Annotated in this window: 18 protein-coding genes; 8 read left to right on the top strand and 10 right to left on the bottom strand. The window is 59.8% G+C overall.

What is annotated here, in order from left to right; all coding sequences use genetic code 11:
- Nucleotides 1-20: 20 nt before the first annotated feature.
- Nucleotides 21-527: an FHA domain-containing protein gene (locus R3C19_13340; protein ID MEZ6061322.1), complete on the bottom strand. Its 507-nt coding sequence runs from the start codon at nt 525-527 to the stop codon at nt 21-23.
- A gap of 641 nt (nt 528-1,168) precedes the next feature.
- Here R3C19_13340 and R3C19_13335 point away from each other — a divergent pair.
- The 3 genes from R3C19_13335 to R3C19_13325 all read left to right on the top strand — a co-directional run bounded on the left by R3C19_13335 (nt 1,169) and on the right by R3C19_13325 (nt 5,739).
- A complete protein-coding gene (locus tag R3C19_13335) occupies nt 1,169-1,366 on the top strand; it encodes a hypothetical protein (protein ID MEZ6061321.1) in 198 nt (65 codons plus the stop codon).
- Between the two features lie 155 nt (nt 1,367-1,521).
- On the top strand, nt 1,522-3,111 hold the full coding sequence (gene pckA / locus R3C19_13330; protein MEZ6061320.1) for a phosphoenolpyruvate carboxykinase (ATP): 1,590 nt from the start codon (nt 1,522-1,524) through the stop codon (nt 3,109-3,111).
- Between the two features lie 771 nt (nt 3,112-3,882).
- Nucleotides 3,883-5,739, top strand: a complete 1,857-nt coding sequence (locus R3C19_13325; protein ID MEZ6061319.1) for an excisionase family DNA-binding protein — start codon at nt 3,883-3,885, stop codon at nt 5,737-5,739.
- A 67-nt stretch (nt 5,740-5,806) separates the two neighbouring features.
- Here R3C19_13325 and R3C19_13320 read toward each other — a convergent pair whose 3' ends face one another.
- From R3C19_13320 to R3C19_13300, 5 genes are all read right to left on the bottom strand, one after another.
- A complete protein-coding gene (locus tag R3C19_13320; GenBank protein ID MEZ6061318.1) occupies nt 5,807-7,465 on the bottom strand; it encodes an FAD-dependent oxidoreductase in 1,659 nt (552 codons plus the stop codon).
- Between the two features lie 252 nt (nt 7,466-7,717).
- Nucleotides 7,718-8,401, bottom strand: coding sequence for a hypothetical protein (locus R3C19_13315; GenBank protein ID MEZ6061317.1), 684 nt, complete (start codon nt 8,399-8,401; stop codon nt 7,718-7,720).
- A complete protein-coding gene (locus R3C19_13310; protein MEZ6061316.1) occupies nt 8,386-9,474 on the bottom strand; it encodes a glycosyltransferase family 39 protein in 1,089 nt (362 codons plus the stop codon). The genes R3C19_13315 and R3C19_13310 overlap by 16 nt, the downstream gene beginning before the upstream one ends.
- Complete coding sequence (locus R3C19_13305) at nt 9,471-9,833, bottom strand: lipid-A-disaccharide synthase N-terminal domain-containing protein (GenBank protein ID MEZ6061315.1); 363 nt, start codon at nt 9,831-9,833, stop codon at nt 9,471-9,473. The genes R3C19_13310 and R3C19_13305 overlap by 4 nt, the downstream gene beginning before the upstream one ends.
- The gene (locus tag R3C19_13300) at nt 9,823-10,551 is read right to left on the bottom strand and encodes a glycosyltransferase family 2 protein (GenBank protein ID MEZ6061314.1); all 729 of its coding nucleotides are present in this window, start codon (nt 10,549-10,551) and stop codon (nt 9,823-9,825) included. The genes R3C19_13305 and R3C19_13300 overlap by 11 nt, the downstream gene beginning before the upstream one ends.
- Before the next feature lie 586 nt (nt 10,552-11,137).
- Between R3C19_13300 and R3C19_13295 the strand changes: the two genes are divergently transcribed.
- Nucleotides 11,138-13,921 (top strand): c-type cytochrome domain-containing protein, encoded by a 2,784-nt coding sequence (locus tag R3C19_13295; protein MEZ6061313.1) that lies wholly within the window; start codon nt 11,138-11,140, stop codon nt 13,919-13,921.
- Between the two features lie 69 nt (nt 13,922-13,990).
- Here R3C19_13295 and R3C19_13290 read toward each other — a convergent pair whose 3' ends face one another.
- The 4 genes from R3C19_13290 to R3C19_13275 all read right to left on the bottom strand — a co-directional run bounded on the left by R3C19_13290 (nt 13,991) and on the right by R3C19_13275 (nt 19,185).
- Nucleotides 13,991-15,409 (bottom strand): DUF1501 domain-containing protein, encoded by a 1,419-nt coding sequence (locus R3C19_13290; protein ID MEZ6061312.1) that lies wholly within the window; start codon nt 15,407-15,409, stop codon nt 13,991-13,993.
- 266 nt (nt 15,410-15,675) lie between these two features.
- The gene (gene csrA / locus R3C19_13285) at nt 15,676-15,867 is read right to left on the bottom strand and encodes a carbon storage regulator CsrA (protein ID MEZ6061311.1); all 192 of its coding nucleotides are present in this window, start codon (nt 15,865-15,867) and stop codon (nt 15,676-15,678) included.
- 282 nt (nt 15,868-16,149) lie between these two features.
- Complete coding sequence (locus R3C19_13280) at nt 16,150-17,433, bottom strand: hypothetical protein (protein ID MEZ6061310.1); 1,284 nt, start codon at nt 17,431-17,433, stop codon at nt 16,150-16,152.
- Between the two features lie 132 nt (nt 17,434-17,565).
- Complete coding sequence (locus tag R3C19_13275) at nt 17,566-19,185, bottom strand: hypothetical protein (protein ID MEZ6061309.1); 1,620 nt, start codon at nt 19,183-19,185, stop codon at nt 17,566-17,568.
- Between the two features lie 557 nt (nt 19,186-19,742).
- Between R3C19_13275 and R3C19_13270 the strand changes: the two genes are divergently transcribed.
- The 4 genes from R3C19_13270 to R3C19_13255 all read left to right on the top strand — a co-directional run bounded on the left by R3C19_13270 (nt 19,743) and on the right by R3C19_13255 (nt 25,033).
- The gene (locus R3C19_13270) at nt 19,743-20,768 is read left to right on the top strand and encodes a PhoH family protein (GenBank protein ID MEZ6061308.1); all 1,026 of its coding nucleotides are present in this window, start codon (nt 19,743-19,745) and stop codon (nt 20,766-20,768) included.
- 61 nt (nt 20,769-20,829) lie between these two features.
- Entirely contained in the window at nt 20,830-23,130 is a 2,301-nt protein-coding gene (locus tag R3C19_13265; GenBank protein MEZ6061307.1) for an HDIG domain-containing protein, read from the top strand.
- Nucleotides 23,127-23,714 carry an rRNA maturation RNase YbeY gene (gene ybeY / locus R3C19_13260; protein MEZ6061306.1) on the top strand — a complete coding sequence of 196 codons (588 nt, stop codon included), beginning with the start codon at nt 23,127-23,129 and terminating at the stop codon, nt 23,712-23,714. Before R3C19_13265 ends, ybeY begins: the two co-directional genes overlap by 4 nt.
- Nucleotides 23,711-25,033, top strand: a complete 1,323-nt coding sequence (locus R3C19_13255) for a hemolysin family protein (protein ID MEZ6061305.1) — start codon at nt 23,711-23,713, stop codon at nt 25,031-25,033. The genes ybeY and R3C19_13255 overlap by 4 nt, the downstream gene beginning before the upstream one ends.
- Nucleotides 25,034-25,048 lie beyond the last annotated feature (15 nt).

Genomic DNA, 25,048 nt, shown 5'->3' with positions numbered 1-25,048 from the left:
AGTGCCAGCCATTCAGAGCATTACGGAGTTCCGGATTGCGCGGCGAATTGCACCCAGCTTTCCGAACTGATCTCCGCCGAACCTGTCGGAACAATCGTCGGCCGGGAGTCATACGAAGACAGCAGGCCCCGCATTCGAAGTCGAAATCCTGCACTATTCGCGAATCGGCGCGGCGGGTTTTCGCGAAACTCCGCAGGCTGAATGTTTGCCGCGGCGACAGACTGCACGCGGCGGTCGCGGACTCGCGTAACGAAGCAGCAGCGTCCGAGGCTGACGACATCACCGTCGAAGATTCGCGCTTTTCCTGCAGTCAGGCCGTTGACCAGCAGCCGCGGAGATTCTGAAAGGTCTTCGACCCAGCAGCCGGGCGTCGAACAGCCGAAGCGAAACCGCAGACCCCGCAGTTCGGCGTCGGGAATGACCCAGTGGCATGCGTCCGTTGTTCCGACGATTGCTCGCTGACCAACCTGCAGCACTCGGCAGGATCCCACCTGCGGTCCCCGAATCATTCTCAAGACAAGATTCATGATGGCACTCCCGCAATTCTGCGATCGTCCGTTTGTGGTTCGCGAAACGATCATCGCGAGCGGTGGAAACGGATCAGGAGGCACTTCCGTTGCAGTTCATTCCTGCTGTTCGATGCTACTTCCGGAAAGTCAGTTGTGCCGGATTCAACGCAATTCTTGCCTGCGCTTTTTCGCAGCGGTGGTCCAGACGTAACGATTGGGGAAAAACCCTCCGCGGGACTCTTCCGGCTGCGCGGACTTTTCGGACGCAGCGGTCCATCGCAGGACAGTCGAATTGCAGTGGGTCATGTCTTCGTTTGACACGAGTTCGACGCGCGAGGCGATGCGAAGCGGAAGTATTTGATGACGAATTCGCCGGCCGCAGGCAGACGGCTCAGGTCAACACGCCGGACACGACCGCCGTTGAGATTGCCGGCAGAAGTGTCGCGGCCTTTGGGAAGCCAGTGCAGGGCCGCAGTCGCTGGAAATCCGAACATCGGAGAGCGCCCGTCGAAACTGAGAACTCGTCAGCGGCACTCGATACCGGTCTTGAACGAATAGGCGGTTGTATTAGCTTCTGTGAGCAGTCAGCGCCGTGACTCGGTATGGAGCCGCCGCACGGTCGTTGTCCTGTTCATAATCAGTTTTGAGGACACAGCGAAATGACCGGGTACACAGTGCATACGGGAGCCAGCAAGAAATTCGTCGCGGGCTGGGATCGCGTTTTCGGAACCAACGATTCGACGTCGAAATCCGACGACGACAAGTCCGCTGGCGGCACGAAGAAAAAGACGGTTGTCGCGAAAGGTGCGACGACCAGCGGTAAGAAGAAGAAGAGCAAAAGCAAGTCTGGAAAGTAGCTCAACGAACGCAGACGCCGTGTCCGTGGCGCGGAACGGCAATGCTTCAGCGTCATCCGTTGCTCGGTTGTTCCGCTTCCGAAATCGTTTGTGCCGGCCGCGATCCCTCGTCGTCCACGTTTGCTGCGATCCCTTAAACATCAGAAAGCCGCTAAGTGACAACCCCATTCAACCTGTCGGATCATGGAATAACGGTCGCGGACGTACAGCGAAATCTGGATCCCGCAGCGCTTTACGAAGAGGCCATTCGATTCGGTTCGGGAACGAGCATTTCTGACACCGGCTGTTTGATCGCGTACTCCGGCGAAAAAACAGGACGTTCGCCGAAGGACAAACGCGTCGTCCGGCATCCGGAATCGGAACAAAACGTCTGGTGGGGACCGGTCAACTTCCCGCTGGACGAATTGACGTTTTCGATCAATCGCGAACGGGCGATCGACTATCTGAACACCAGACCGCGTTTGTATTGCGTTGACGCGTACGCCGGCTGGGACGAAGCAACGCGGCTGAAAGTCCGCGTGATCTGCGCGCGGCCCTACCATGCTCTGTTCATGCACAACATGCTGATCCGGCCGACCGACGATGAACTTGCGGAATACGCCGATCCGGACTTTGTGATTTTCAACGCCGGTGGATTTCCCGCCAACCGTTACACCACCGGCATGACATCGCGGACCAGCGTGGACCTGAACCTGGAAAGCCGCGAAGTTGTCATTCTGGGCACCGAGTACGCCGGCGAAATGAAGAAGGCCGTGTTCACGTACATGAACTACCTGCTTCCCAGCCGGGGAATTCTGTCGATGCACTGTTCGGCGACCAGCGACAAGCAGACCGGTCGTTCATCAGTGCTGTTCGGACTGTCTGGAACCGGCAAGACCACGCTCAGCGCAGACCCGAATCGCTATCTGATCGGCGATGACGAGCACGGCTGGTCCGACGACGGGATCTTCAACATCGAAGGCGGCTGTTATGCGAAGGCGGTCTACCTGACTCGCGAGTCCGAACCGGAAATCTTTGACGCGTTACGCTTCGGAGCCGTGCTGGAAAACGTGGTCTATGACAAGGGGCATCATCACGTCGATTTCGGGAACACCAGCATCACGCAGAACACGCGCGGAGCCTACCCGATTGAATTTATGGCCAACGCGAAGATTCCCTGCGTCGCCGACCATCCGTCCGATGTGATCTTTCTGACGTGCGACGCGTTCGGCGTGCTGCCGCCCGTCAGCCGCCTGACTCCGGAACAGGCGATGTACTATTTCATCAGCGGCTATACGGCCAAAGTCGCGGGAACGGAAGTGGGCATCGACGAACCACAGGCCACGTTTTCGCCGTGCTTCGGCGGACCGTTTCTTGTCTGGCATCCTGCTCGGTATGCGGACCTGCTGGCGGAGAAGATCCGGAAACATGACGCATCCGTTTGGCTGGTCAACACCGGCTGGTCCGGCGGAGCGTACGGTACCGGAAGTCGCATGCCGTTGCGGTTTACTCGGGCCATCATCGACGCTATCCACGACGGAAGCCTGCGAAGTGCTGCCGTCCTGAAGGACGAAACGTTTGGGTTCGACATCATCAGTTCGTGTGCCGGGATCCCGGACGAGATGCTGCAGCCGCGCCTGTCATGGCGCGATCAGGCAGCCTACGAAACCACGGCACGGCGGCTGGCGGCCGGATTCCGGGAGAATTTCGAGAAGTATTCAGCGGATTCGTCTCCGGAAATTCGCGCCGCCGGGCCACAGGGATGAGCGCATCCTCGCCGGGTGCGAGTCCTGATGAATTTGCGCCGCGGATGGTGAGACACCGTCCCGCCAGCGATCCGCAACGAATCGATGTTCGGCCTTTGAACCTGTGATCCGGTATCTGACCGCGGATCAGGCAGTGATTGCCGACGGCAAATTCCGCCAGCTTCCGAATCGCAGATCGAGCGAGAACTCCCGGCGCGCCGCCGGTGATTCCCGGAAGTCCGTGAAAATCACCATTCACGCCGTCGGCAGCTTGCCGATCGGGCGTGTTGGTCCGATTACAGCACTGGATCTTGTCGTTCCGGTACCGGACAGTGGGGATTCCATGCAGGCACCGGCGTCCGGTGGTCGACGAACGAAAGGCGGGTATGCGATTTTTGGCGCAGCCGGTCGGCGTCTGCGTGCGGGCGAATCGGACTTTGACGGTTGTGCAGGTCGCAGGGGTATGAGAATTCCCCGCTCTGTGACGAGGTACCTGACCGCATTCGAACGACCGGGTCGCCGATGCCGACAACCCGGATGTCGTCGCGGACAAAGAACTTGCATCGACCCTGCCGGAATCTAGAATCGAAGAGGCAACTGCATCTGGTAAAAGTTCCCGCTTTTCGCCAGTCAGTCGTTTACCAAATCCGGCGTCCCGGGCAGTGCCCGGAGTGTTGCGCCGCGGAATTGAAAATTCGCGAGAAGGAATGGAGCCCGCTCGAACATACCGCTCGGATGCCGCTGCACGCTTCCCACTGCTAAGACCGACTTTCCGACAGGAGTCTGCGACGAATGGCCAAGAAATATCTCAGTCTTGATGAAGCTGCGGAACGTATCGGCGCTACAAAGGAACGACTGCTTCGTCTGCGGGAGGAAGGTGAGATTCGCGGGTTTGCGGATCGCGGAAGCTGGAAGTTTCGTGAGCAGGATGTCGAGGAATTTGTTCGCAGCCAGCAGGCGGACTCGTCTCCTGATATTCCCATCATGTCAGCCGACAAGGATGAGGATTCGGTCCTGGACGACGAAGGCAAGGTTGACCTCAGCGCGTCCGACAGCGACGTGCGGCTGTTCTTTGACGAAACACTGTTTGATGATGAAGAGGAATCGAAAGCCTCTGACTCCGACAGTGACGTGCAATTGTCCGGCGATTCCGGTCCGAACCTGGAAGGTCGGGACACGATGGATTCTGGCAGTGTTCTGGAATCCGGCGGGGGCCGACAGTCTGATTCCGACAGCGACGTCAGCCTGGTCGGTGCGGGAACGGAAGCAGACTTCGACCTTCTGTCCGGCGATACGATTCCCGGTAAGGGAGGAATCAGGACAGACGCGGAAATCGATCTGGAGGAACTCACGGCCGGCGCGGACGATGACTCCGACAGCGATATTCTGCTGATGGACAGCGATTCGAAAACCAAAGGTTCCTCCGTCGATCTGTTCGCTGACCTTGGCCCGGACAGCGGAGAAATGCCGATTCCGGCGGATTCCAATCTGTCGCTCAGCGACAGCGACAGCGATGTGAAGCTGGATGTTGAGACCGAAGAAGACAGCGACAGCGATGTCCTGCTGACCGATTCTGACAGCGACGTGCGACTGTCGCCCGGATCGTCGCCGGATCTGCTGGGCGATCTGGGTTCGGACAGCGAAATCAATCTGGCGAAACCCGATTCCAATGTTCTGTCCGATGACAGCGACAGCGACGTCAAGCTTGGTGTCGATCGAACGGACAGTGACATTCGCCTGGTGGAAGCGGCCGAAGATGAAACTGCGGGAACGGACCCTGGCATCGCGCTGCCGGAAGACAGCGATCTGAAACTGATCGATTCCGGCAGGGACGAAGAAGACGACAGCGGCATCACGTTGTCATCAGTCGCCGCTTCCGGTGATTCCGACGACAGCGGCATTTCCCTGGAAATTGACGACAGCGGGATCAGCCTGGAAGCTGACGATTCCGGGATTTCGCTGGAAAGCCTGGACAGCGGGACGGGGTTCGCCGACGACAGCGGGATTACTCTGGACGCCGGCGATAGTGGAATTACCCTGGAAGCCGCCGACAGCGGAATTGCCCTGTTCGACGATGACAGCGGCTTGACGCTGGACGAAGCGGACATGGGCAGCACCATGCCGATGACTGCGGTGGCCGGTGCCGGAAAGGCGCTTGCGGATTCCCGCGGCGGCACGACCACACACATGGAAATTCCGCAGCCCGAAGGCGAAGACAGCGACTTCGAACTGGCCGGACTGGACCGCGACGACGATGACACGGGTACGGACACCAGTGTGCTGATGTTCGACGACGAGGGCACGGGATCGCACGAAGCCGCTGTCGAAGACGAATACGGCACCGACGAAGAGTTCGACGATGAGGACTTCGAAGAAGAACTCGACGACGTCTGGGACGCCGAAGATGAGGCGGATGAAGACTTCGAAGCCGGCGAAAGTCAGGTCGACGGCTTTGCGGCTCCGGCCGGAGCCCGCATGGTCACCGATGCTCCGTGGGGAACCGGATGGACGACGGCCGTGACCTTTGCCGCAGTCTTTTCCGCCATCAGCGCGTTTGTCGGTATCGAACTGGTTCGCACAATGTGGCTGTGGACGCAGCCCGGCAAGAGCGAATCCTGGCTGCTGAGCATTCTGGGCGGCCTGTTCTGATCCCGAAGCAGCCTGCTCTGCGGGCGGCGAGGTGTCGCCGCCCGCGCACGATGCGATTGGGGTGCCGTCAGTTGTCCCCGTCGGCGGCGGGCCACGCCAGCACCTGCCGATCCTGCAACAGGCGATTCCGAAATTCCTGGTAGTCAACGTCCTGAACAGACACGTTCTGGCGGATGGACTGCACGGCGGCCGTTGCGGCAGACTGGCCAAGCACCATAAACACCGGTTCCATCCGAATCGAACCAAACGCGATGTGCGACGCGCTGAGGCACACGGGCACCAGCAGGTTGCGGCATTCTGAAGGCTTTGGTACGAGCGCGCCGTAGTCGATCGGATATGGCGAAAAGCCGCCGACCTGCACATCACCTTCATTGCGAACGTCGCCATCCTCGTCGACGTACCGCTGCACGTTGTGCGAGTCCATCGTGTAAGCGGCCAGCGCCACCGGTTTCGCGGCGACCTGGGTCCCCTGGCAGTTATGCTGAGTCATCACATACTGACCCACCATGCGGCGGGCTTCGCGGATATACAACTGCTGTTGCCAGCCGTCAGGCCGTTCAAACTCATCCCGGCACGGTCCCCAACGGGAAACCTCACTGCGGACAAACTCCGGCGTGCGAGGATGGTTCGCCAGTGTCCACATTAGCGCCTGCTGGTAGTTCCGATACCGGGACACGATGCGTTTGCGTTCTTCGTAGGACGCTTCCGGGTAGGCGTCGCTTTCGCCGATAAAGTCGGTGCTGAATCCGTGGTTGTTGTTGACGTCCGTCTTGCGGTTGGGCATCGCGGCGTTGTGCCACGGAATTTCGTGGAAGCCGGCTTCAAAATTCCGGAACAGCAATTCGAACTGCCGTTCGTCGTAGTTGTCCGGCCTGACAAATGGCAGCCGATTGTCCGGGTGATCGGTCAGGCACATTCGAAAACAGTATGCCTGCACTCGACGATCCTCGGTCCCTTCGATCCCCGGGCCGTTGCCGTGGATTCCCGCGACCAGGCCGCTGGCCGGATCTCCGGGCGTCACATACGGATCGACGCCTTCCACGAATTGATGATGTACGGCACGCTGAGTCTGCACACCGTTCAGCGTTTCGTTGTAGGTCGCATTTGACTCCCGTCCGACGGTGTAGCTGACGCCGGCCGCGGCCATCAGGTCACCTTCGTAAGTGGCGTCGATGAAGACTCGACCGCGATACCGCTGACCGTTTTCCATCTGAATTGAGACAATGCGCCCGTCGTCGATTGTCACACCGCTGCCGTCGCGGGCAAGTCTGCTGTTGTAAACAACGGAGATCTCATGTTCAGACAGCAGACCGTGAAGGACCGTCAGCGCTGCCGACGGTTCGAACGTCCACATCGTATCTTCGTCGGATGACGTCCGGCTTTGGCCTTCGCTGCGATATTGCTCCGGCGTCTGCCACCTCCAGTTGGCCGGGTCCTGATAGTAGCGCCGAACTCGCTGGTAGAACTCACGCGATATCCCGCCGATGGCCGCTTTGTTGCCGATGTCCGTTTGTCCGAGTCCCCCTGTCGTCAGCCCGCCGACGCGACTGGTCGGTTCAATCACGATTACGCTGCCACCCATCCGCTTCACCTGTACGGCGGCTGCGATACCGGAAGCGGTGCCACCGTAAATGACGACGTCGTGAACCTCCTGTGCGGACGCAGATACGGACATGACCGACAGCACCAGAACGGCCAAAGAGCAACGAAAGATATCGGCAATCATCGAACCGGACCTTGCAGCAGATGCGCGGGAACGCAGACATGGTTCACTGACACTGGTCATCGCCGACGGATACTTCGTACGGCGACGAAGGCCAAGCAGAACCAACGGAGACTACCGCGTGCCCGGCGAGTTTCAATTCGCGCCTGCTGCGGCAGCGAGTTCAACGGCGGAAACCGGAAGCCACGGGCACGGCTCATGACCGTTGCCTGACTCCGTCAGGAGCGGGAAGCCGACCCGTTTGACAAACGAACATCATTCGCGCCGGATCGAAGCGGTGCGAGGTTCATCGCGAACGCTGCCGGTCGTTGGCGGTTCCGCGGTTACCGCCGTTTCGGTTCTGCGATCGAAGCGCAGCAGCGTCAGCAGGTTCAGCGGAAGACCCCGGTGGATTTCCTGAGCAGTGTCGATACCAGAAACCCTGTACCGGTCGCACAGTCCGGACCGTGAGTTCAGGGCATTGACCAGCGATCGCTGAGCATCGTCGGTCAGCGGCAATGGGACATCGATTGCTTCCACGCTTCGAATCGCCCGAAACACGACTCGACCATTCGGGTTGGCGTCCAGCCAGTCCGCCAGTTCATCAGCCGAGGTAACCTCAGCCAGCGGATGATGCAGACGTCCGAGAAAATGCAGACGACCCTGGTAACCGCCATACCATGCAACCGGAATATCCTGCTCCATCAGTTCGCGGACGTGATTCGCCATCGGTGTCAGATCGAAATGAACCCAGAATCGCGACGACAGTCCGGCGACCAATATCGCGAAGAATACCGCCGCGGACGCAGCGACTCGCCGGACGGCCGCAACCGTTGTCTGTTGATGCGAAAACAGCAGCACGGCTCCGCAGGCGCTGAATGGAATCACGATCCAGTTGGAAACGATGTGACTCAGATACAGTCCTTCCAGCGCCGGAACAAGATTCAGAACAAGCGGCACGATTCCGCACAATATGGTTCCGCCGGCGACGAGCGCAGATCCCGCCGCGTTATCAACGGGACGCTGGTGATTGCAGCGGCCATCAACAATGTCGCTCCCGGAATCGATGGCAGCAGGTAATGCGGCTGCTTCCCGCTGACCAGACTGAGAATCGCGAGAGTTCCCAGCCACCAGATCGCGCAGAAGACAGTCGCGGAAGAACGTCTCAGTTGCCGACAGCCGCTCCAGAAACTCGGCAGCAGCAGCCACGGCAGCAACGACGGAACCAGGACCGGCAGGTACCACCACCAGGCGTGCCGGTGAGCGAACGATTCCACCACGCGACCGGCGGTCTGTCCCCACAACAGTTCGTCGGCGTAGGCCGGACCACCGCGAACCGCCGATGGAATTGCCCACGCCAGAGCAATCAAGCCGCCCAGTACGATCGAAGCCGCGATCGCGACGCACCAGCGAAGTGAGCGGTGTCGCGCAGTGCTCGACCACAGGAAGGCAGACACCGCAACCGGAAGGACGTGGACAAGAACAACGGGGCCCTTGGAGAGAATTCCCAGGCCGATCCCTGCTCCCGTGAGCAGAACACCGGATACTGATTTTCCACCGTCAAGCCGCAGCACACCCAGAATCGCGATCTGTGCGAAGACGGTCAGCAGCGAATCGAACATGGTGGTTGGCGAATACACCATCCACAGCATCAGGGTGCATTGCAGCAGCGGCGCTACCGTTGCGATTTCCGGCCGATCCGGCCAGAGTCGCCGAGCGATGACGACTGTCAGCACCAGGCTGATCGCGGAGAACGCGGGAGCAACCAGGCGGCCCCAGAACTCCACAGGACCGGTGACACTCCAGACAAGGTTGATCAGCCAGAACAGCAGTGGAGGCTTGTGAGCGTACGTTTCGCCGTTCAGGTGAGACACCAGAAAATCGCCGCTGTCATGCATTTCCCATGCAACCGCCAGATAGCGTGTTTCGTCGACCGGAATCAGCGGACGAAACCAGACGGTGGTCAGCGACAGCAGCAGCATGCACGCCACGGACAGGCTGCTGTGCCGGAACAATTCGCCAGCCGTCTTCATGCCGCACCGCGACGCGACTGCGTCTGCTGTTCACTCGCCTGAGCGGCAAGCGGAAACCTGAGAGTTACCGGCGCGGCTTCGGCTTCGGAACGTTCCCGCTGCCGCGATCGCAGCACCAGATGAATGTTGCGCAGGTAGATAAAAAGGCCGGTGGACTGTCCGATGATAAACACCGGATCCGCGCGGTACAGCGCGTAGATGAACAGCACCATTCCTCCGGACACGCTCAGGTACCAGAACGCCATCGGAATGACGCTTTTCCCCTGACGTTCGCTGGAAAGCCACTGCACCAGAAACCGGGCCGTGAACAGACACTGTCCCGTCAGGCCGAACCCGATCCAGAAGTTTTCACTCGTCATCTCTCTGCGGATTCCCTTCCAGTTGCGGACGCCGTGTTCGAAGCATCAGCCATGATACTCCTGCCAGGTCGATGATCCCGGCGAACAGACGTCCCATTGTGCCGTAGTGCGAACTGCCCGACTGACGCGGACGATGGTTCACGGGAAACGAGATCACATCGCCGCCGACTCGCCGCATCAGAGCCGGCATGAATCGGTGCATGTGATCGAAGCGCGGAAACTTCAGAAACGCCTCCCTGGGGAACAATTTAATTCCGCAGCCACTGTCGGGAGTCTCATCCTTCAGCAGGAAGCTCCGGACACCGTTGGCCACGCGCGAGCAGAACAGCCGCCAGGCAGAGTCCTTCCGTTTCTGACGATGGCCAATCACCATAACGTTCGGTGTCGCTGAATTTCGTGCTGTTTCCATCATCTGGCAAAGATCTTTGGGATCGTTCTGCCCGTCTCCGTCCAGCGTTGCGATCCATGCCTTCGTGGCCGCGTCGATTCCGGTCATCAGGGATGTGCTTTGACCGCAACAGTTGCGGTGCCGGACAACGCGCAGAGTCGGCATTTGACGTGCAAGTTCACTCAGCCGCTGCAAAGTCTCATCGGAACTGCCATCGTCGACGACGATCAGTTCATAGGAGATCACACCATCCAATGCCCCGCTGACTTCGGCGATCAGGGGCGGGAGGTTTTCTGCTTCGTTATGTGCAGGTATGACGACGGAAAGCATGAACTGACACCGCAGGCAAGTTGAGCCGCCCGGGACTCCTTTCCGACCATCGGATCGAATGCGCACGGCAACTTTTTTCGGACATCCTGTGCAGGCAACCAGATTATGATTGGCTTCCAAAATTGCGTCAATTGACCTTTTTATCACTGAGAATTCGGCGTCTTACGCTGCGTCAACGAACCTGTTGCTGCGGGATTTTCGGCGTTTGCTGCGGACTTCAGGACGAGTGCAACGTCGCGTGGCAGACCGACAGGAGAAGCTGCCAGCTTTACAGACGCGGACACTGCGGAACGCCGACTGCCGCGGGAGCCTGGAGCTGATTTCGTGAATTTGCGATACTCGGCGTGTTGCAATAACGTCAGAACAGACGACCACCGCAGCGCGAACAGCTTGTCGAGCAGATTCGTCCGTGCAGGAATCCGCTTGTCGCCCGACGCGGGGATCAGCAGTGGCGAATTCGCTGAATCCGCATTCAGGCAATCTGACAGGCATCGTCACGCGGTGGGGCGTCACCGCAGCGGCCAGCGTGAACCGAAAATCTGATACACGTCCAGGCGACACAAAAATCCATTTCGTGAGATCAATCATGCGCGTATGTCCGATTTCCGTTTGCCGAATTGTGTTGCCCTGGTGTCTGCTCTGCACCGGAACCTGTGCCGGCGCAGGACAGCACGACGTCCGCGCACTGCTGACGAAGTATTGCCTTGGCTGTCACGGAGCGAACGACGGTGAAGCGGGCATCTCGCTGGTTTCGACAGACAGCATCCTTGCGGGGAGTGATGATGGCCCGATCCTGAACCGTGACGACCTGAAGAACAGTCGGCTGTTCAAGGTTCTGGCGACGGACGCCGACATCGCGATGCCTCCGGAAGGTGAAGAACAGCCCTCCGCCGACGAACGTGCGGCCCTGGAAAAGTGGGTGCTGTCAGGAGCCACGCTGGGTCCGGAATCACTGGCTCGGCCGGCCGTGCCGGATGTTGAACCGCGGCATTCGACCGCCGAACGACTGCTGTCCAGTCTGTTTCTGCCGGAGCGCAACGCCATGGCGGTCTCGGGAGTGCGGACGATATCGCTGCTTCATCATGACAGCGGCGAATCGATCTGGCAGGTGGATCCGAAGTCCGGATCGGTCGCTCAGTTGTCGTCGGCACACACTCATCCGTGGCTGGCTGCGGCGTGCGGGATTCCGGGTGTCGGAGGCATTGCGTTGATCCTGAACCAGTACGACGGCAGCATTCTGAAGCAGTTTGGCGGCCACTCCGACTCGGTTTATAGCGCAGTCCTGAATCACGACGACAGCGTGATCGCCACCGCCGGCTATGATCGAAAGATCCTGCTGCACAGCGTCGAAACCGGAGTTCTGCTGCGAACACTGGAAGGTCACAACGGCAGCGTCTTTGATCTGGCGTTCGATCCGACAGGAACCGTGCTGTGCAGCGCCAGCGCGGACGGAACTGTCAAGGTCTGGCGAACGTCAGATGGCGAACGACTGGATACGCTCAGCCAGCCCCAGGCGGAGCAATACGCCGTGCTGGTCAGTCCTGACGGCCGGCAGATCTATGCTGCCGGAGCAGACAATCGGATTCGCGTGTGGCAACTGATTTCGCTTCAGAAGCCGCAAATCAACCCGCTGCTGACGGCACGATTTGCTCACGAGCAGGCGATTACGACGCTGGCGATCTCTGTCGACGGATCACGGCTGGCCAGCGCTGCCGAGGACGGCACGCTTCGCGTCTGGACCACATCGCCGCTGACTCATCTGCAGGCGCTGCCGGTTCAAAGCAGCGTCGTGACGTCCGCCTGTTTTGTCAGCAACTTGGAACTTTTCGTCACGCGCATTGACGGAACGACGGGAAGCTTTTCACTTCCGGCGGAAGCGGCGGATTCTGCCGTTCCAGCGACAGCCGACGCACCGGCAGCGAGGTCGCCATCAACGTCGCCGGACGCAGCACCGTCGAGAATAGCCGAGTCTGAACCGAACCGCGCCGACCAGGCCCAGGTCGTTTCCATTCCCGTCACAGTGACGGGAACGATTGCTGCGCAGGACGGCGCTGCTCCCGCCGCAGCGGTTGACACGGACGACTTTCGATTTCACGCCGAGCGAGGAGAGACGCTGCTGATTGAAGTGAAGGCGGAACGAAACAAGTCACCGCTGGATTCCGCGATTGAAGTGCTGCACGCCGACGGACGTCGCGTTCTGCAGACGCGGTTGCAGGCCGTGCGAGATTCCTACTTCACGTTCCGAGGCAAGGATTCTGACACCAGCGACGATTTCCGGGTGTTCAACTGGCAGGAAATGGAACTCAACGAATACCTCTATGCCGATGGCGAAGTCGTGCGTTTGTGGCTGTACCCAAGAGGTCCGGATTCCGGGTTCAAGGTCTATCCGGGTGCCGGAAATCGGTACACGTATTTCGGCACAACGCCGACGGCGCACGCTCTGCAGGCACCGTGCTTCATCGTGGTGCCAAAGGATCCCGACGAACCGCTGATTGACAACGGCCTGCCCGTGTTTCCGGTTTACTTCGAAAACGATGACGACCCGCAGCGCGAATGGGGGCATGATTCCCGGCTGTTCTTTACGGCTCCGGACGCCGGCGATTACCTGGTGCGGCTGACCGACGCGCGAGGTTTTTCGGGGCCCGACTACGCGTACGAACTCACAATCCGGCACCCGTCGCCGGACTTTGAAGTCAGCGTCGGCGGGGGCAAGATTTCCGTCGCTGCCGGAACGGGCCAGGAAATGTCGTTTACCGCCCGCCGAATCGACGGCTTCGAAGGGCCGATTACCATCAGCGTCGACAATCTGCCCGAAGGATTTGAATCGTCAGGTCCGACCACCATACAGGCCGAACAGCGTCAGGCTCTGATGATCGTTTATGCGACAGAAGCCGCCGCAGAACCGACCACCGAACAACTTGCCGCGATCACGATTACCGCGACCGCGACCATCAACGGCCGGCAGGTAACACATCCGCTGACCGGCCTGGAGGAACTGAAGCTGCTGAAGGACCCGAAGATCCGAGTCCGAATTGTCGCAGCGGAGGCCGATCCGAACGGTCAGCCGGATCAGGCTGCCAGGCTGGTGATTCATCCGGGCGAGACAATTCCGGCCAGGCTGATCGTGCAGCGGAATGCTCACGACGGCATCGTTACGTTTGGAAACGAAGATTCCGGACGTAACCTGCCGCACGGTACCTTCGTCGACAACATCGGACTGAACGGACTTATGGTGCTGGAAGGTCAGACTGACCGCGAGTTCTTCATCACCGCCGCGGACTGGGTCCCCGGGACGTCGCGAACGTTCTTCCTGAAATCGAACGTCGACAACATCACGTCGCTTCCGGTGGTGCTGGAGGTCCGGCCGTGAGGGACTTCACGGGTCGCGACACAAATCCTTCCGATTCACTTCGCCTCAGCACACTGACGCTGATGGTCATTACAGCACGGCTTCGATGACTTCGCCCCGGCTGATCTGAATCGGGCGGGCGAACTGGTCGTGAATCTGCGTTTCCGGAACATATCCGAGACAGTGGAAGATCGTTGCTGCGATGTCGCGCGGTGTCACGATTCCGGAAACCGGGTAGGCGGCGTGAGCGTCCGATTCTCCATGGACAACGCCGCCTTTGATGCCGCCGCCGGCCAGTGCCAGTGAGAAACAGTTGCCCCAGTGGTCGCGACCCGCGTTGCCGTTGATTTTCGGAGTGTGCCCGAATTCTCCCAGCCACGCGACCAGTGTTTCGTCCAGCATTCCGCGCTGGTCGAGATCTTCCAGTAACGCGGAAAACGTCTGATCCATCATCGGCATCAGCGGATTCTTCAGGCTGGCACAGTGGTTCTTGTGAGTGTCCCAGGTGCCGTTGTTGTCGGCTCCGGCGACGCGAGTCCAGTTGACCTGCACCAGCGATGCTCCCGCTTCCACCAGCCGGCGAGACATCAGCACCGACTGGCCGAAGCGATTTCGTCCGTACCGATCGCGGACGTGTTCCGATTCGGCGGAAACGCTGAACGCGTCTCGAGCACCCTTTCCGGTGACCAGTGTGAACGCCTGCTGCGTCTGCTGAGTATAGCGGCGAATGCGAAGCGACGTTTCCAGGTGCTGCTGCCGGTGGTCAAGTTCACGCAGCAGGTCGCGGCGTACGTTCAGCCGCGTATCGTCGATGCCCGGAGCCAGCGAGATTTCCGGGATGCGAAAGTCCGCTTCCGACGGATCACAGTTCAGCAGCCAGGGGTCGAACTTCCGGCCCAGAAATCCGGCGTCCTGCCCCGGCCAGACGATTTCTCCGTCATTGGCAATGTGACGCGGCAGCGTGATGGCGGACGGCAGGCCATTGCGGTCCGGTCGCAGCGCGCGAACGATCGCTCCCCACGACGGCCACAGATTGGGAGCTTTGGCGGTGACGTTTTCGCTGCTCAGCGGTTCATGCGGCACACCGGTCAGCATCTGATATCCGCTGGACGAATGGGCCTGGTCCTTCGTCACGACCGCTCGCAGCACCGCCAGCTTGTCCGTGTGGCGGGACGTCAGCGGCATCAGTTCACCCACGCGAATTCCGGGCACAATCGAATCAATCGCGCCAAATTCGCCGCGGATGTTTTCAGGAGCGTCCGGTTTCGGATCCCAGGACTCATGCTGCGGCGGTCCGCCCAGCAGCCAGAACAAAATCACCGACTTCGCCTTGCCAAAGCTCGGCAGATGCGACGTTCCTGTGTTCGGCTGGTCAACGGCGCCAGCCGTCCGTTCGGACAGTAGTTGCGGCAGTGAGAGTCCCAGCGCCGACAGGCCGCCGACGCGAATCGCTTCGCGGCGTCGAAGACCGTCGCACATGCGAACTGAGCCGTCAGAAATACTCAGCATGGCAGTCCTTCCTCCGGCAAACGATAACGCAGAAGACAGTTGCCGTCGACATGTCAGACGGGATTTCAACGCACTTCCATCGTGTAGCGTTCACGGCATCCGGCGGACCAGCGGCCGGACGCTCGCTGTTCACCATTGCGACCGACGCGGCGGCCGGCCGGGCCGCAGAATTTTTCCCGACGGGAGGCGCAAACGAAATCAGGCCGGCTGAATGCCAGCCGGCCTGAATCGTATTGGGAATCTATGTAGAGCGAGAACACTTGAAGTTAGTGAGACTCCGGTTTCGGATTCTCCAGTTCTCGTTTGATGGCGTCGTAAACTTCCTGACGATGAACGGTCACGTCGCGGGGAGCGTCGATGCCGATGCGCACCTTGTCGCCGCGGACTTCGACGATCGTGATTCGGATCGAATCTCCGATGACAATGGTTTCATCGCGCTGACGCGAAAGTACTAACATGGAAGGCTCCTCCCTGTCCTCAGTCGGCGTTATCCGAGCGCCGCTGCAATTCTCAGGAGATGTCTGGAAAAAGGAATACGATCGATCCGAACCGTGGATTCAACGCGACCCGCACGATCGGGACGCCAGCGGCGATTCCGGGCGGGGAAGATAGTGTCATCCATCGGCCAAATCGGCTTTGCGAGGGAATCAAACTTCCCTGCTTGCGGATTCGCTTCGGAACACCGATCAACCTATTGATAGTACGGATTTTTCGGCTTCCGTGTGGGATGATTCGGAGCGTCAATGATCCGTGGCGGCTGGTGCTTCCACCGCGCTTGCGGCAGCATCTTCCGCTTCCGGGTGCCCCGCCCGCCAGAGCTCCCAGAACTCCGGAGCCGACGTCTTTCGCCACAGTGCCAAAGCGTTGCCGACGTGAGAGTAGTAGGTGAAGTTGCCGGCGATCTCGGACTGCGGCGTCTGCTGCATGTTGGCGATGATCCAGTCGGCGGCGGCGACGATGCGGTCGTGCGGCGGGTGAAGCTCCCGCGGAGCGATCGCCAGCCATTCCAGGTGGTGTCCGGTGGCAATAACCCGGCGATAGATCTTTTCCTCCGGATCTTCGTTGCTCATGGCCTCGTCGCCGTCCATCCAGTTTGGTGGCCAGGAACCGTTGGGGTACTGCGCCGCGATGATCAGATCGCGAACGTCGGTCAGAAATGCCATCGTTTCGGTTTCGACTTCGTCGGACAGGATCTCGTCGCCGAACTCCTTGTCCAGCCGCAGCAGCATCATCAGCGAAAACACGCGGTGAGTGCCCTGGCAGACTCCGTGACGCTTGTGGTTTCTCATCAGACGCCGGGCGATCAGGTCGAAGGAAATCTCCCGGCCCTGACCGTTATGCCAGGTCGCCGTGTGCTGAGGAATCAGGTACGAACCGAAGGCCATCGCCGACCATTCAGTTTCCCGTTCATCCAGACGAAAGTCCCGCAGCGCTTCGGACAGCACATTCTTCATTGTCAGCCGCCGGCCTGCCGTGAAAACGGGTGTCTCCAGGCTGACACCGGCTTCAGCCAGCGATGCCAGCATGTGGTCGTGATGCACCGACGTGCTGGAATCGACGCCCCACCGCACGAAGACGCCGTCATCGGTCGTTTCCAGAATCGGCTGGGAATCGGCGCCCCAGGAGGCCACGTATTGTCCGCTGTCCAGCAGATAGTCTCGCATCTGCGGACCGCTGATCAGAGCCGGATCGCTGAATTCAATCCGGTCCCCCCAGACTCGCAGCGCGTGTTCCACAAAATTTGGCCGCAGCTTGTTTCTGTCGAACCGAGGCAGAATCTTCTGCAGAACGGCAGCCAGTTCGTCGTCGGAGACAACCGTTGCGTCGTCATACAGCGGCATCGCTCGGACAGGTTCGACGTTGACGAGTTCGACGTCGGCAGTCGCTCGCTTTTGCTGAAGATCCGCCAGCAGCACCTGACGACGATGGTCCGGCAGAAGCAGCCACGCCGCGGAAAACGCGACGCTGAAGATTCCCTGCACCAGAAGTGCCGTTCGGACAGTGATCGAATTGGGACGAGACATGGTCGTTCGCTGTATCGAGTGATTTTGAATGATCGGATTTCGGCGGAAGAAACTGGCCCGCTGCGATTCTTCTGTATGACTGCAATCAACGCCGCATTGAAAAAAACCGGTCAGCCTGCTGTTCTCTCAACGCTATTGGATGAGCTGCTTTCGCTGCAGGACCACGGCCTGAGCGTCCTGGTAGAGTGTTTCCCAGTCGCCGCTGTCAGTTGCCAGTCGCATCAGGCGGTCGTTCCGGCCTCTTTCCGCGACGACAAGATTGATTCCATAGCGGTCCAGCAGACCGTTCCAGTCCGATGGCCCTGCCAGCAGCCGGATGTAGTCCGTCCAGATTTCTTCAGGGATCACATGCACGTGCAGGTTGACCATTGGACGAAGCTGGTGCGGGCCGAACTGCATCACGGCTCCCGCCCATTCCGCCGGCATGAAAGTGATTCCCGGAGGAAGCGTTTCCGCCGCGTTCAGAAACTCAATCGCGTTCAGCGGCGTCTGCCGCGACAGTGCACGATGCGGATCCGGAGCTTTCCCGTGAACGACCTGGACACCCAGCGTCGTCAGTGCAAAGAACACCCAGCACAGACCGGCGTTGACCACAGTCCATAGTCCCGTACGAACACGGGCTTCCGTCGGTCGCGGGCGATGTCGCAGCGATCGCCAGGCCGCGGCACCGTGACCGGCGATCGAAACCGCCATCACCGGAGCCCACCAGTTCACCATTCGCGACGACCACAGTGCCATGCCGCCCGTTACCAGCAGCAGCAGCGCCTCATCGGCTCGCACGTGCCGGGGACTGAGCTTCACCGCAAGGAACAGCAGACACACCATCACTGCCGCCGCCTGCCCCTGCTTCATGCGCAGAGTCATGGGATCCCATTCGAACATTGAGCGGATGTTGGGATGCGTACCGATCTTCAACACCGTGTCATACAGATCCAGCCCCCACGGATTGAGCAGCACGGCAACCGCGCACAACTGAGTCAGCAGCACCAGTCGCACAAATCGCCGGCTGCGAAGCGCGGCCGTGATCGACCGGGTTCGCATCAGCACGCTGATCGCATGTCCGACTCCTGTCGTGGCCATCACCAGCAGACCGACAGCGAATGATCCGTGGCAGTTGGCCCACACGGCAAACATCAGCGGAAGCAGAATCCACGCTGCTCTGCGACGGAAGCCGCCGCTCAGCAGTACAGAGATCAGGATGCAATACAGCAGCAATCCCGTCAATTGCGGACGCACGGCAAGGAACTGCTGCATGTTCATCCACAAAAACACGGCGGCTCCCAGCAGTCCGAACACAACCGATCCGCTGCGCCGCGTCGCCGCCCAGGAGACGGTTCCGATCGACAGGACGATCACCAGGCCGCAGGCGAATTGAATGCCGGCGATCCCCAGTCGTTCAAACAGGACGGCCATTCCCAACTGTGCCAACCAGGCCGTGTTGACCATTGGCATCCCGGACGCCAGTGGAAGCAGCGGTTCCGTGGAAGGCAGTGACCTGGCCCTCAGGATCCGTTCGCCGTAGTTGACGTGATCCCAGAGATCGGTATGCCACAGCGGCCGGTTGGCGAAGACCAGCAGCAGAGTTCCCAGAATCACCACATAGACCGCTGATACGGCGGGTGTCCGCAACCATGCCGGAGTCTTGTCTTCCAGCACTGATGCATCCGGCAGCGTATCTGCCTGCGGTTCGGGCAGTTCATTCTGCATTTGCCGCGTTTCGTTTTGGGGAGGATGTTCCAGAGTCGCCGACATCTTAGTTCTTCCGCAGTTCGCCGTCCGGAGGGAATTCGTCGTGTGGAGAAAAGACTACGTCACCAGTCTGACCGCCCGATCGCAATTCCGCCGCCTGCGACACAGCGGCGCGCCGTAAACGAGGCCGGACGTAGTCGGACGGAAAAAAGCGGCTATTCGGAATTTCACGTTTTTTGCAATTGAGAACGTCGTGCCGAAGGAATTCCGCGCGTCTTTCCATTCGCCGCGTATATTTGTGCATGAGTTTTGCAACATGGTTGCCCGCGAAATCTGAACCGCCGGTGGCAGGCGGTGTCCGAACCGAAGACAACTCGAATTCTTGACCTTCGACCGTATGGCCGTGACAATCGATGCCCGGTCGCTGCGATCGACGACACTCGTTACCAGACACATCCATCGTGACATTCCGTCGTGACATTTGACGCTTGCGTAACCGGCTGACACGGACGCGATTTGTTCCCGCGCGGCTTCCGGAAGAACCGCTCGGAATTCGTTGGAGCAGAACTCCGCGAACGCGACTCGTCTTTCCGACAGCTTTCAAGGCGAACCTCACCCGAATGGCAGAGGCCAACATTCGACTCCAGCATCCCGATGAGGCCCGCAGTCTGTTCGGTCCGCGGGATCAGCACCTGCGGCAATTGCGGGAAGCAACCGGAGCCAGCGTTGTGCTGCGAGGCAACGCGATTCGAATTCTGGGTGACGAAGCACAGGTCGACCATTGCCGCGAAGTTCTGCAGCAGTGGCAGACAATTCTTCTGCGCCACGACGAACTGCGTCCCAGCGACGTGCAACAAACTCTTAACCTGAATGTGGAGCCCGCAGCATTGGCAACTGAAACCCTTTACGGCAACGGCTGCGAGATCGACGCGGTCGATTCAGCACCACCGACATACAAATCAGAAAATCGCAATGGCCGCGGTGGCCGCGACAAGGTCGGAACGGTCAAGCCGAAAACAAAGGGACAGCAGAAGTATGTGGCCGCTATGCAGGACCATTCGCTGGTGTTCTGCGACGGCCCTGCCGGCTGCGGCAAGACCTACCTGGCGGTCGCCATGGCTCTGCAGGCTCTGCGGCAGGAGGAAGTCCGCAAGATCGTGCTTGTTCGCCCGGCCGTGGAAGCCGGAGAGAAACTCGGTTTCCTTCCCGGTGACATGATTGCGAAGGTGAATCCATTCCTGCGCCCGCTGCTGGACGCGATGAATGACATGCTGGAATTTGAACAGGTGCGTCGTTACATGAGCAACGACGTGATCGAGATTGCTCCGCTGGCCTTCATGCGCGGCCGGACACTGAACGATACATTCATGATTCTGGACGAGGGGCAAAATACGACAGTTACGCAGATGAAGATGTTTCTGACCAGGATGGGAATCAATTCACGGATCGTTGTCACCGGCGACGCGACTCAGAACGACCTTCCGCCGGGAGCCGCCAGCGGGCTGAATGACGGAATCAGGCGACTTTCGTCAATCGAGGGGGTTGCCATTGTGAAAATGACCGGACAGGATATCGTGCGTCACCGGCTGGTACGCGAAATCGTTTCGGCGTACGAAGCGGACAGCGCCGTCAGCGCGAGTCACTGACGGCAGCGGATCCGGCACCAGCCAGCGCGGCGGACGCGACTCCGTCGGCAGTTCCAGCATAATGTCATTCTTTGGGACACGTCGTTCCCGCCAGACTCGGGTCTATCGGCCCACGCAATCCGTCTGGGAAAAGATCAACGTCGCTCTGCAGGATTATCGAGTCCTGACCCAGTTGCTGCTGGGTCTGCTGGCCGTCCTGGCGCTGCTGCTGGCGACTCAGTCCTGGCGGTCACGATTCACGTATCGCATCGGTCAGTTCGTTTCCGACGGTGTGCTCGCCCGCGTTGCGTTCCGTGTGGAGAACGATCTGGAGACGCGCCGCGCCAAGGCGGAAGCCATGGAAGACTCGCCGCTGTTCTTCACGCAGCAAAACGATGTGCTGGACAGTCTGACGTCGACGTTTCGCAGCCAGTTGACCGATCTGGCGAACGCGGAATCCATCGCCAATCTGCCGGCCGGCGTCGCGGAAGGATTCGGGCTGAACCCGGCCGCCGATCCCGACGCGGAAAAGAAATTTTCCACACTAAAGAAGGTGCTGACGGAATCCGGAAATGCGGTCGGTGACCAGGTCGATCAGTTGTTCATTGAATTCGGACAGCTGATCGCCCCCACCCGACTGGCGGGACTGTTGGAAGCGTCCGCGTATCCTCAGTTGAACAACGCGGAACGCGCCATCACGCCGCAGCAGGCGATCCGCATCGTCAATTCCGAAGGCGAACTGAAACATTCGGGATCACTGGCCGACATTCTGCTGGCCGACCAGTTGCGCGATACCGGTCGGCTGGGCCGCGGCTGGGTGGAATTGCCGGTTCTGAAACCGCTTCGGCCGTTTGTGGAAACGTGGCTGCTGAAGAACTTCAAGGGGCAGGTCACGTACGACGCGGCCACTACCGAGACTCGCCGACAGCAGGCATTTGAAGACGTCGAGACCGTTTTCGATGCGTTTCCGGCCGGAACGGTGCTGGTGCCTCCGGAGTCCCGTATCGAAGCCGATCAGCAGCGGCGACTGCTGCAGCTGGAATACGAAGCCTATGAAGCGGGAGTCAGTCTGTCGGAGCGGCTGGTCAGAGTTGTCGCCGCATCGCTGATGCTGATATTGCTGGTAGTGTTGTTCGGGACCTACCTGAAACGGTCGTTTGAGGAGCTGCTGCGGGATTCCGTCCAACTGCTGTCGTTCATCCTGATCTGTGCGTTCGCCGTCGGCGTCGCCTGTCTGCTGAGCCGCGATCCGTGGCGTGCCGAGATCATTCCCATCATGGCCGCGGTGATGATCGTGGCCATTGTCTACGACCAGATGCTGGCGATTCTGACGGCCTTCATGCTGTGCGTGCTGGTGTCGATGTCAACAGTCGGGCAGCTCAGCCACTTCGTCGTGCTGATGATTATCTGCTTCGTCGCCGTGGCTCCGCTGCGGCGAGTTTCGTCGCGGTCCACGCTGATAAAGGCCGGATTCCTCATCGCTGCCGTCGCGTTTGTTTCCGTCTGGGGAATCAGCATCGTTGTGAATCCCGAGGCAGCCGGTATCTGGAATGATTCCGCGACAATTTCGGAAGGGCTGAAGTTTGCCGGCTGGTCACTCGTCTGCTGCTACCTGGTGACCGGAAGTCTGCCGTTTATCGAATCGGCGTTTGACATTGTCACTGACATCAGTCTGCTGGAACTGACGCTCGCATCGCATCCGCTGCTGCAGGAACTCGCCCGCCGGGCTCCCGGCACCTACAACCATTCCAGCAACGTCGCGGCAATTGGAGAAGCCGCAGCCGACGCCATCGGTGCCAATGGACTGCTGGTGCGAGTCGGAGCGCACTTCCATGACATCGGCAAGATGGTGAAGCCCGAATACTTCATCGAGAATATGATCGAAGGCCAGGAAAACCAGCACCGGAATCTCGCTCCCGCCATGAGTGCTCTGATCATCATCGGGCACGTCAAGGACGGATCGGAAATGGCCGAACAGCACAACCTGCCTCAGAAGCTGATCGACTTCATCGAACAGCATCACGGCACGACGCTGGTTCAGTATTTCTATCATGAGGCGACGATGCGGCTGGACCAGGATCATCGGACCGACGCCGAAGAATCGACGTTCCGCTATCCGGGCCCGCGGCCGCAGACTCGCGAAACCGGAGTCATGATGCTCGCCGACGCCGTCGAAAGCGCCAGCCGCAGTCTCAGCGAACCGACTCCCAAGCGGATTCAGTCGCTGGTCCGCGAAATCACGCTGAAACGGCTGCTGGACGGCCAGTTCGATGAATGCGGTCTGAAGATGAGCGAGCTGAGAATTGTTCAGGAATCTCTGGTGAAGAGCCTGCTGGCCATTCACCACGGTCGCATCAAATACCCCGATCAGAAGCCGGCGTGACGACTTACGAACTTGACATCTCTGTCTCACGAACCTCAGTTCCCGTGGATGTTCGGCAACTTCAACAGGATCTGGAACGCGCGCTGCATCAGGAACAGGTCGCTCGCGCGGTCCTGAGTGTGTCGATCGTCGATAACGCCGCGATCCATGAATTGAACCGCCGCCATCTTCAGCACGATTTTCCGACCGACGTCATCAGCTTCGCGCTGGACTGGTCGGCCGACGATCGTGATTCACCCGGAAACGGTCCCGCTGAACGGTCCGCCGGGGCTTCGATTGAAGGCGAAATCGTCGTCAGTGCCGAGTTCGCTGCGGAGTCCGCCGAACGATGCGGGTGGTCCGTGCAGAACGAGTTGACACTGTACGTCGTTCATGGAATGCTGCACCTCTGCGGATACGACGACCTGTCAGGCAGCGAAAAATCTGTGATGCGAGCACGCGAAATCTCGATCCTGACCGCTCTGGGACTGGAACCTCGCTACCCGGACGACCCTCGCCTTGCAATTCCGGGTGATGACGACGAACCTCCCGGACCGGCACCGGATTCCGCGTCACGCCAGGCAGCACCGGAGGTTCGCTTGTGAGCGGTCTGCTCGAAACGGCATTGATCGTCACTGTGGCCGCCGGAGCCCTGCTGATGGCTCTGGCCTGCTTCAGTCTCCGGGACTTCTCCCGCAGCCGCCTGGAAGAGATCTGTAAGGAACATGACCGGCTGGATCGCTTCGGTCATATCCTTCGCAACAGCGAACGAGCACTGCTGCTGATGGAACTGGTGCTGATGCTGGTCGTCATTGCCAGCTCATGGACGGCCGCCCGCAGCAGCGCTTTTGCCGGCTTCGAGTTTCCCTATTCCGCCGGCTGGCTGGCTGTCGCGGAATGGCTGATTCGCGTCGTGGGCATTCTGCTGATCGTGTCGCTGCTGTACATCGCGCTGCCCTGGACAGTCTCGCGCGTGCGCGGCGAATCACTGCTGTTCCACATCTGGCCGCCGATCAGCCTGCTGTGCCGCATGACCGGTCCGGTCTGGGTGATGGCGACTCGGCTGGACAGGCTGATTCATCGCGTCTTTGACGTTCCCGAACCCGATTCCGCGCCGGCCAGTATGCTGGCGGACGAATTGCTGTCCGTCGTCGACGAAAGCCAGCGGGAAGGCATCCTGCAGTTTCAGGCGTCGACGATGATTCATCGCGTGATGGACCTTTACGACGAAGACATCGCCGCCATCATGACGCCGCGAACCGACATCGTTGCCGTTAATGCGTCCACGAAAATCCGCGACGCCGTGCCGATCATTGTCGAACACGGCTATTCGCGCGTGCCCGTCATTCGCGACAACGTCGATGATGTTGTCGGCATTCTGTACGCCAGAGACCTGCTGGCATTTGCCATCAGCGACAACGCCGATGCGTCGGAACGCACGGTGGAAACCATCGTCCGCGACGCCTTCTACGCTCCGGAATCCCAGGGCATCGATGACCTGCTGGAAGCCATGCGGCAGAAGAAGGTTCACATGGCGATTGTTGTCGACGAATACAGCGGCGTTTCCGGGCTGGTGACGCTGGAAGATATTCTGGAAGAGATCGTCGGTGAGATTTCCGACGAGTACGACGAGGAAGAACAGCCGCTGGTCAAACGCCACAAGGACGGTCACACCGAAGTCGACGCGCGCTGTCCGATCGACGATCTGAATGAGGAATTCGATCTGAATCTGCCGGAAGACGAAGAGTTCGACACAGTCGGCGGATTTCTGCTGAGTTGCTTCGGCCGCATTCCCGAGTCCGGTGAGACTCACCAGTGGCAGAATCTGAAGCTGACCGTCCTGGAAGCGGACGAACGCCGCATTCTGCGAATTCGAATTGACGCCGAAGTGCAGCAGCCCGGCCAGGAAGTCGAACAGCTCTGACCCCGACGCTGACTG

The organism is Planctomycetaceae bacterium (genome assembly GCA_041398785.1).
Classification (GTDB): domain Bacteria; phylum Planctomycetota; class Planctomycetia; order Planctomycetales; family Planctomycetaceae; genus JAWKUA01.
This window is presented reverse-complemented; position numbering and strand designations above follow the sequence as displayed.

Bases quoted from the DNA above. Each gene is read 5' to 3' on its own strand.
- R3C19_13335 (MEZ6061321.1), top strand. From the start codon at position 1,169: ATGACCGGGTACACAGTGCATACGGGAGCCAGCAAGAAATTCGTCGCG.
- R3C19_13270 (MEZ6061308.1), top strand. From the start codon at position 19,743: ATGGCAGAGGCCAACATTCGACTCCAGCATCCCGATGAGGCCCGCAGT.
- R3C19_13340 (MEZ6061322.1), bottom strand. From the start codon at position 527: ATGAATCTTGTCTTGAGAATGATTCGGGGACCGCAGGTGGGATCCTGC.
- R3C19_13325 (MEZ6061319.1), top strand. From the start codon at position 3,883: ATGGCCAAGAAATATCTCAGTCTTGATGAAGCTGCGGAACGTATCGGC.
- R3C19_13305 (MEZ6061315.1), bottom strand. From the start codon at position 9,833: ATGACGAGTGAAAACTTCTGGATCGGGTTCGGCCTGACGGGACAGTGT.
- R3C19_13295 (MEZ6061313.1), top strand. From the start codon at position 11,138: ATGCGCGTATGTCCGATTTCCGTTTGCCGAATTGTGTTGCCCTGGTGT.
- R3C19_13310 (MEZ6061316.1), bottom strand. From the start codon at position 9,474: ATGAAGACGGCTGGCGAATTGTTCCGGCACAGCAGCCTGTCCGTGGCG.
- csrA (MEZ6061311.1), bottom strand. From the start codon at position 15,867: ATGTTAGTACTTTCGCGTCAGCGCGATGAAACCATTGTCATCGGAGAT.
- R3C19_13265 (MEZ6061307.1), top strand. From the start codon at position 20,830: ATGTCATTCTTTGGGACACGTCGTTCCCGCCAGACTCGGGTCTATCGG.
- R3C19_13275 (MEZ6061309.1), bottom strand. From the start codon at position 19,185: ATGTCGGCGACTCTGGAACATCCTCCCCAAAACGAAACGCGGCAAATG.
- R3C19_13280 (MEZ6061310.1), bottom strand. From the start codon at position 17,433: ATGTCTCGTCCCAATTCGATCACTGTCCGAACGGCACTTCTGGTGCAG.
- R3C19_13320 (MEZ6061318.1), bottom strand. From the start codon at position 7,465: ATGATTGCCGATATCTTTCGTTGCTCTTTGGCCGTTCTGGTGCTGTCG.
- R3C19_13300 (MEZ6061314.1), bottom strand. From the start codon at position 10,551: ATGCTTTCCGTCGTCATACCTGCACATAACGAAGCAGAAAACCTCCCG.
- R3C19_13290 (MEZ6061312.1), bottom strand. From the start codon at position 15,409: ATGCTGAGTATTTCTGACGGCTCAGTTCGCATGTGCGACGGTCTTCGA.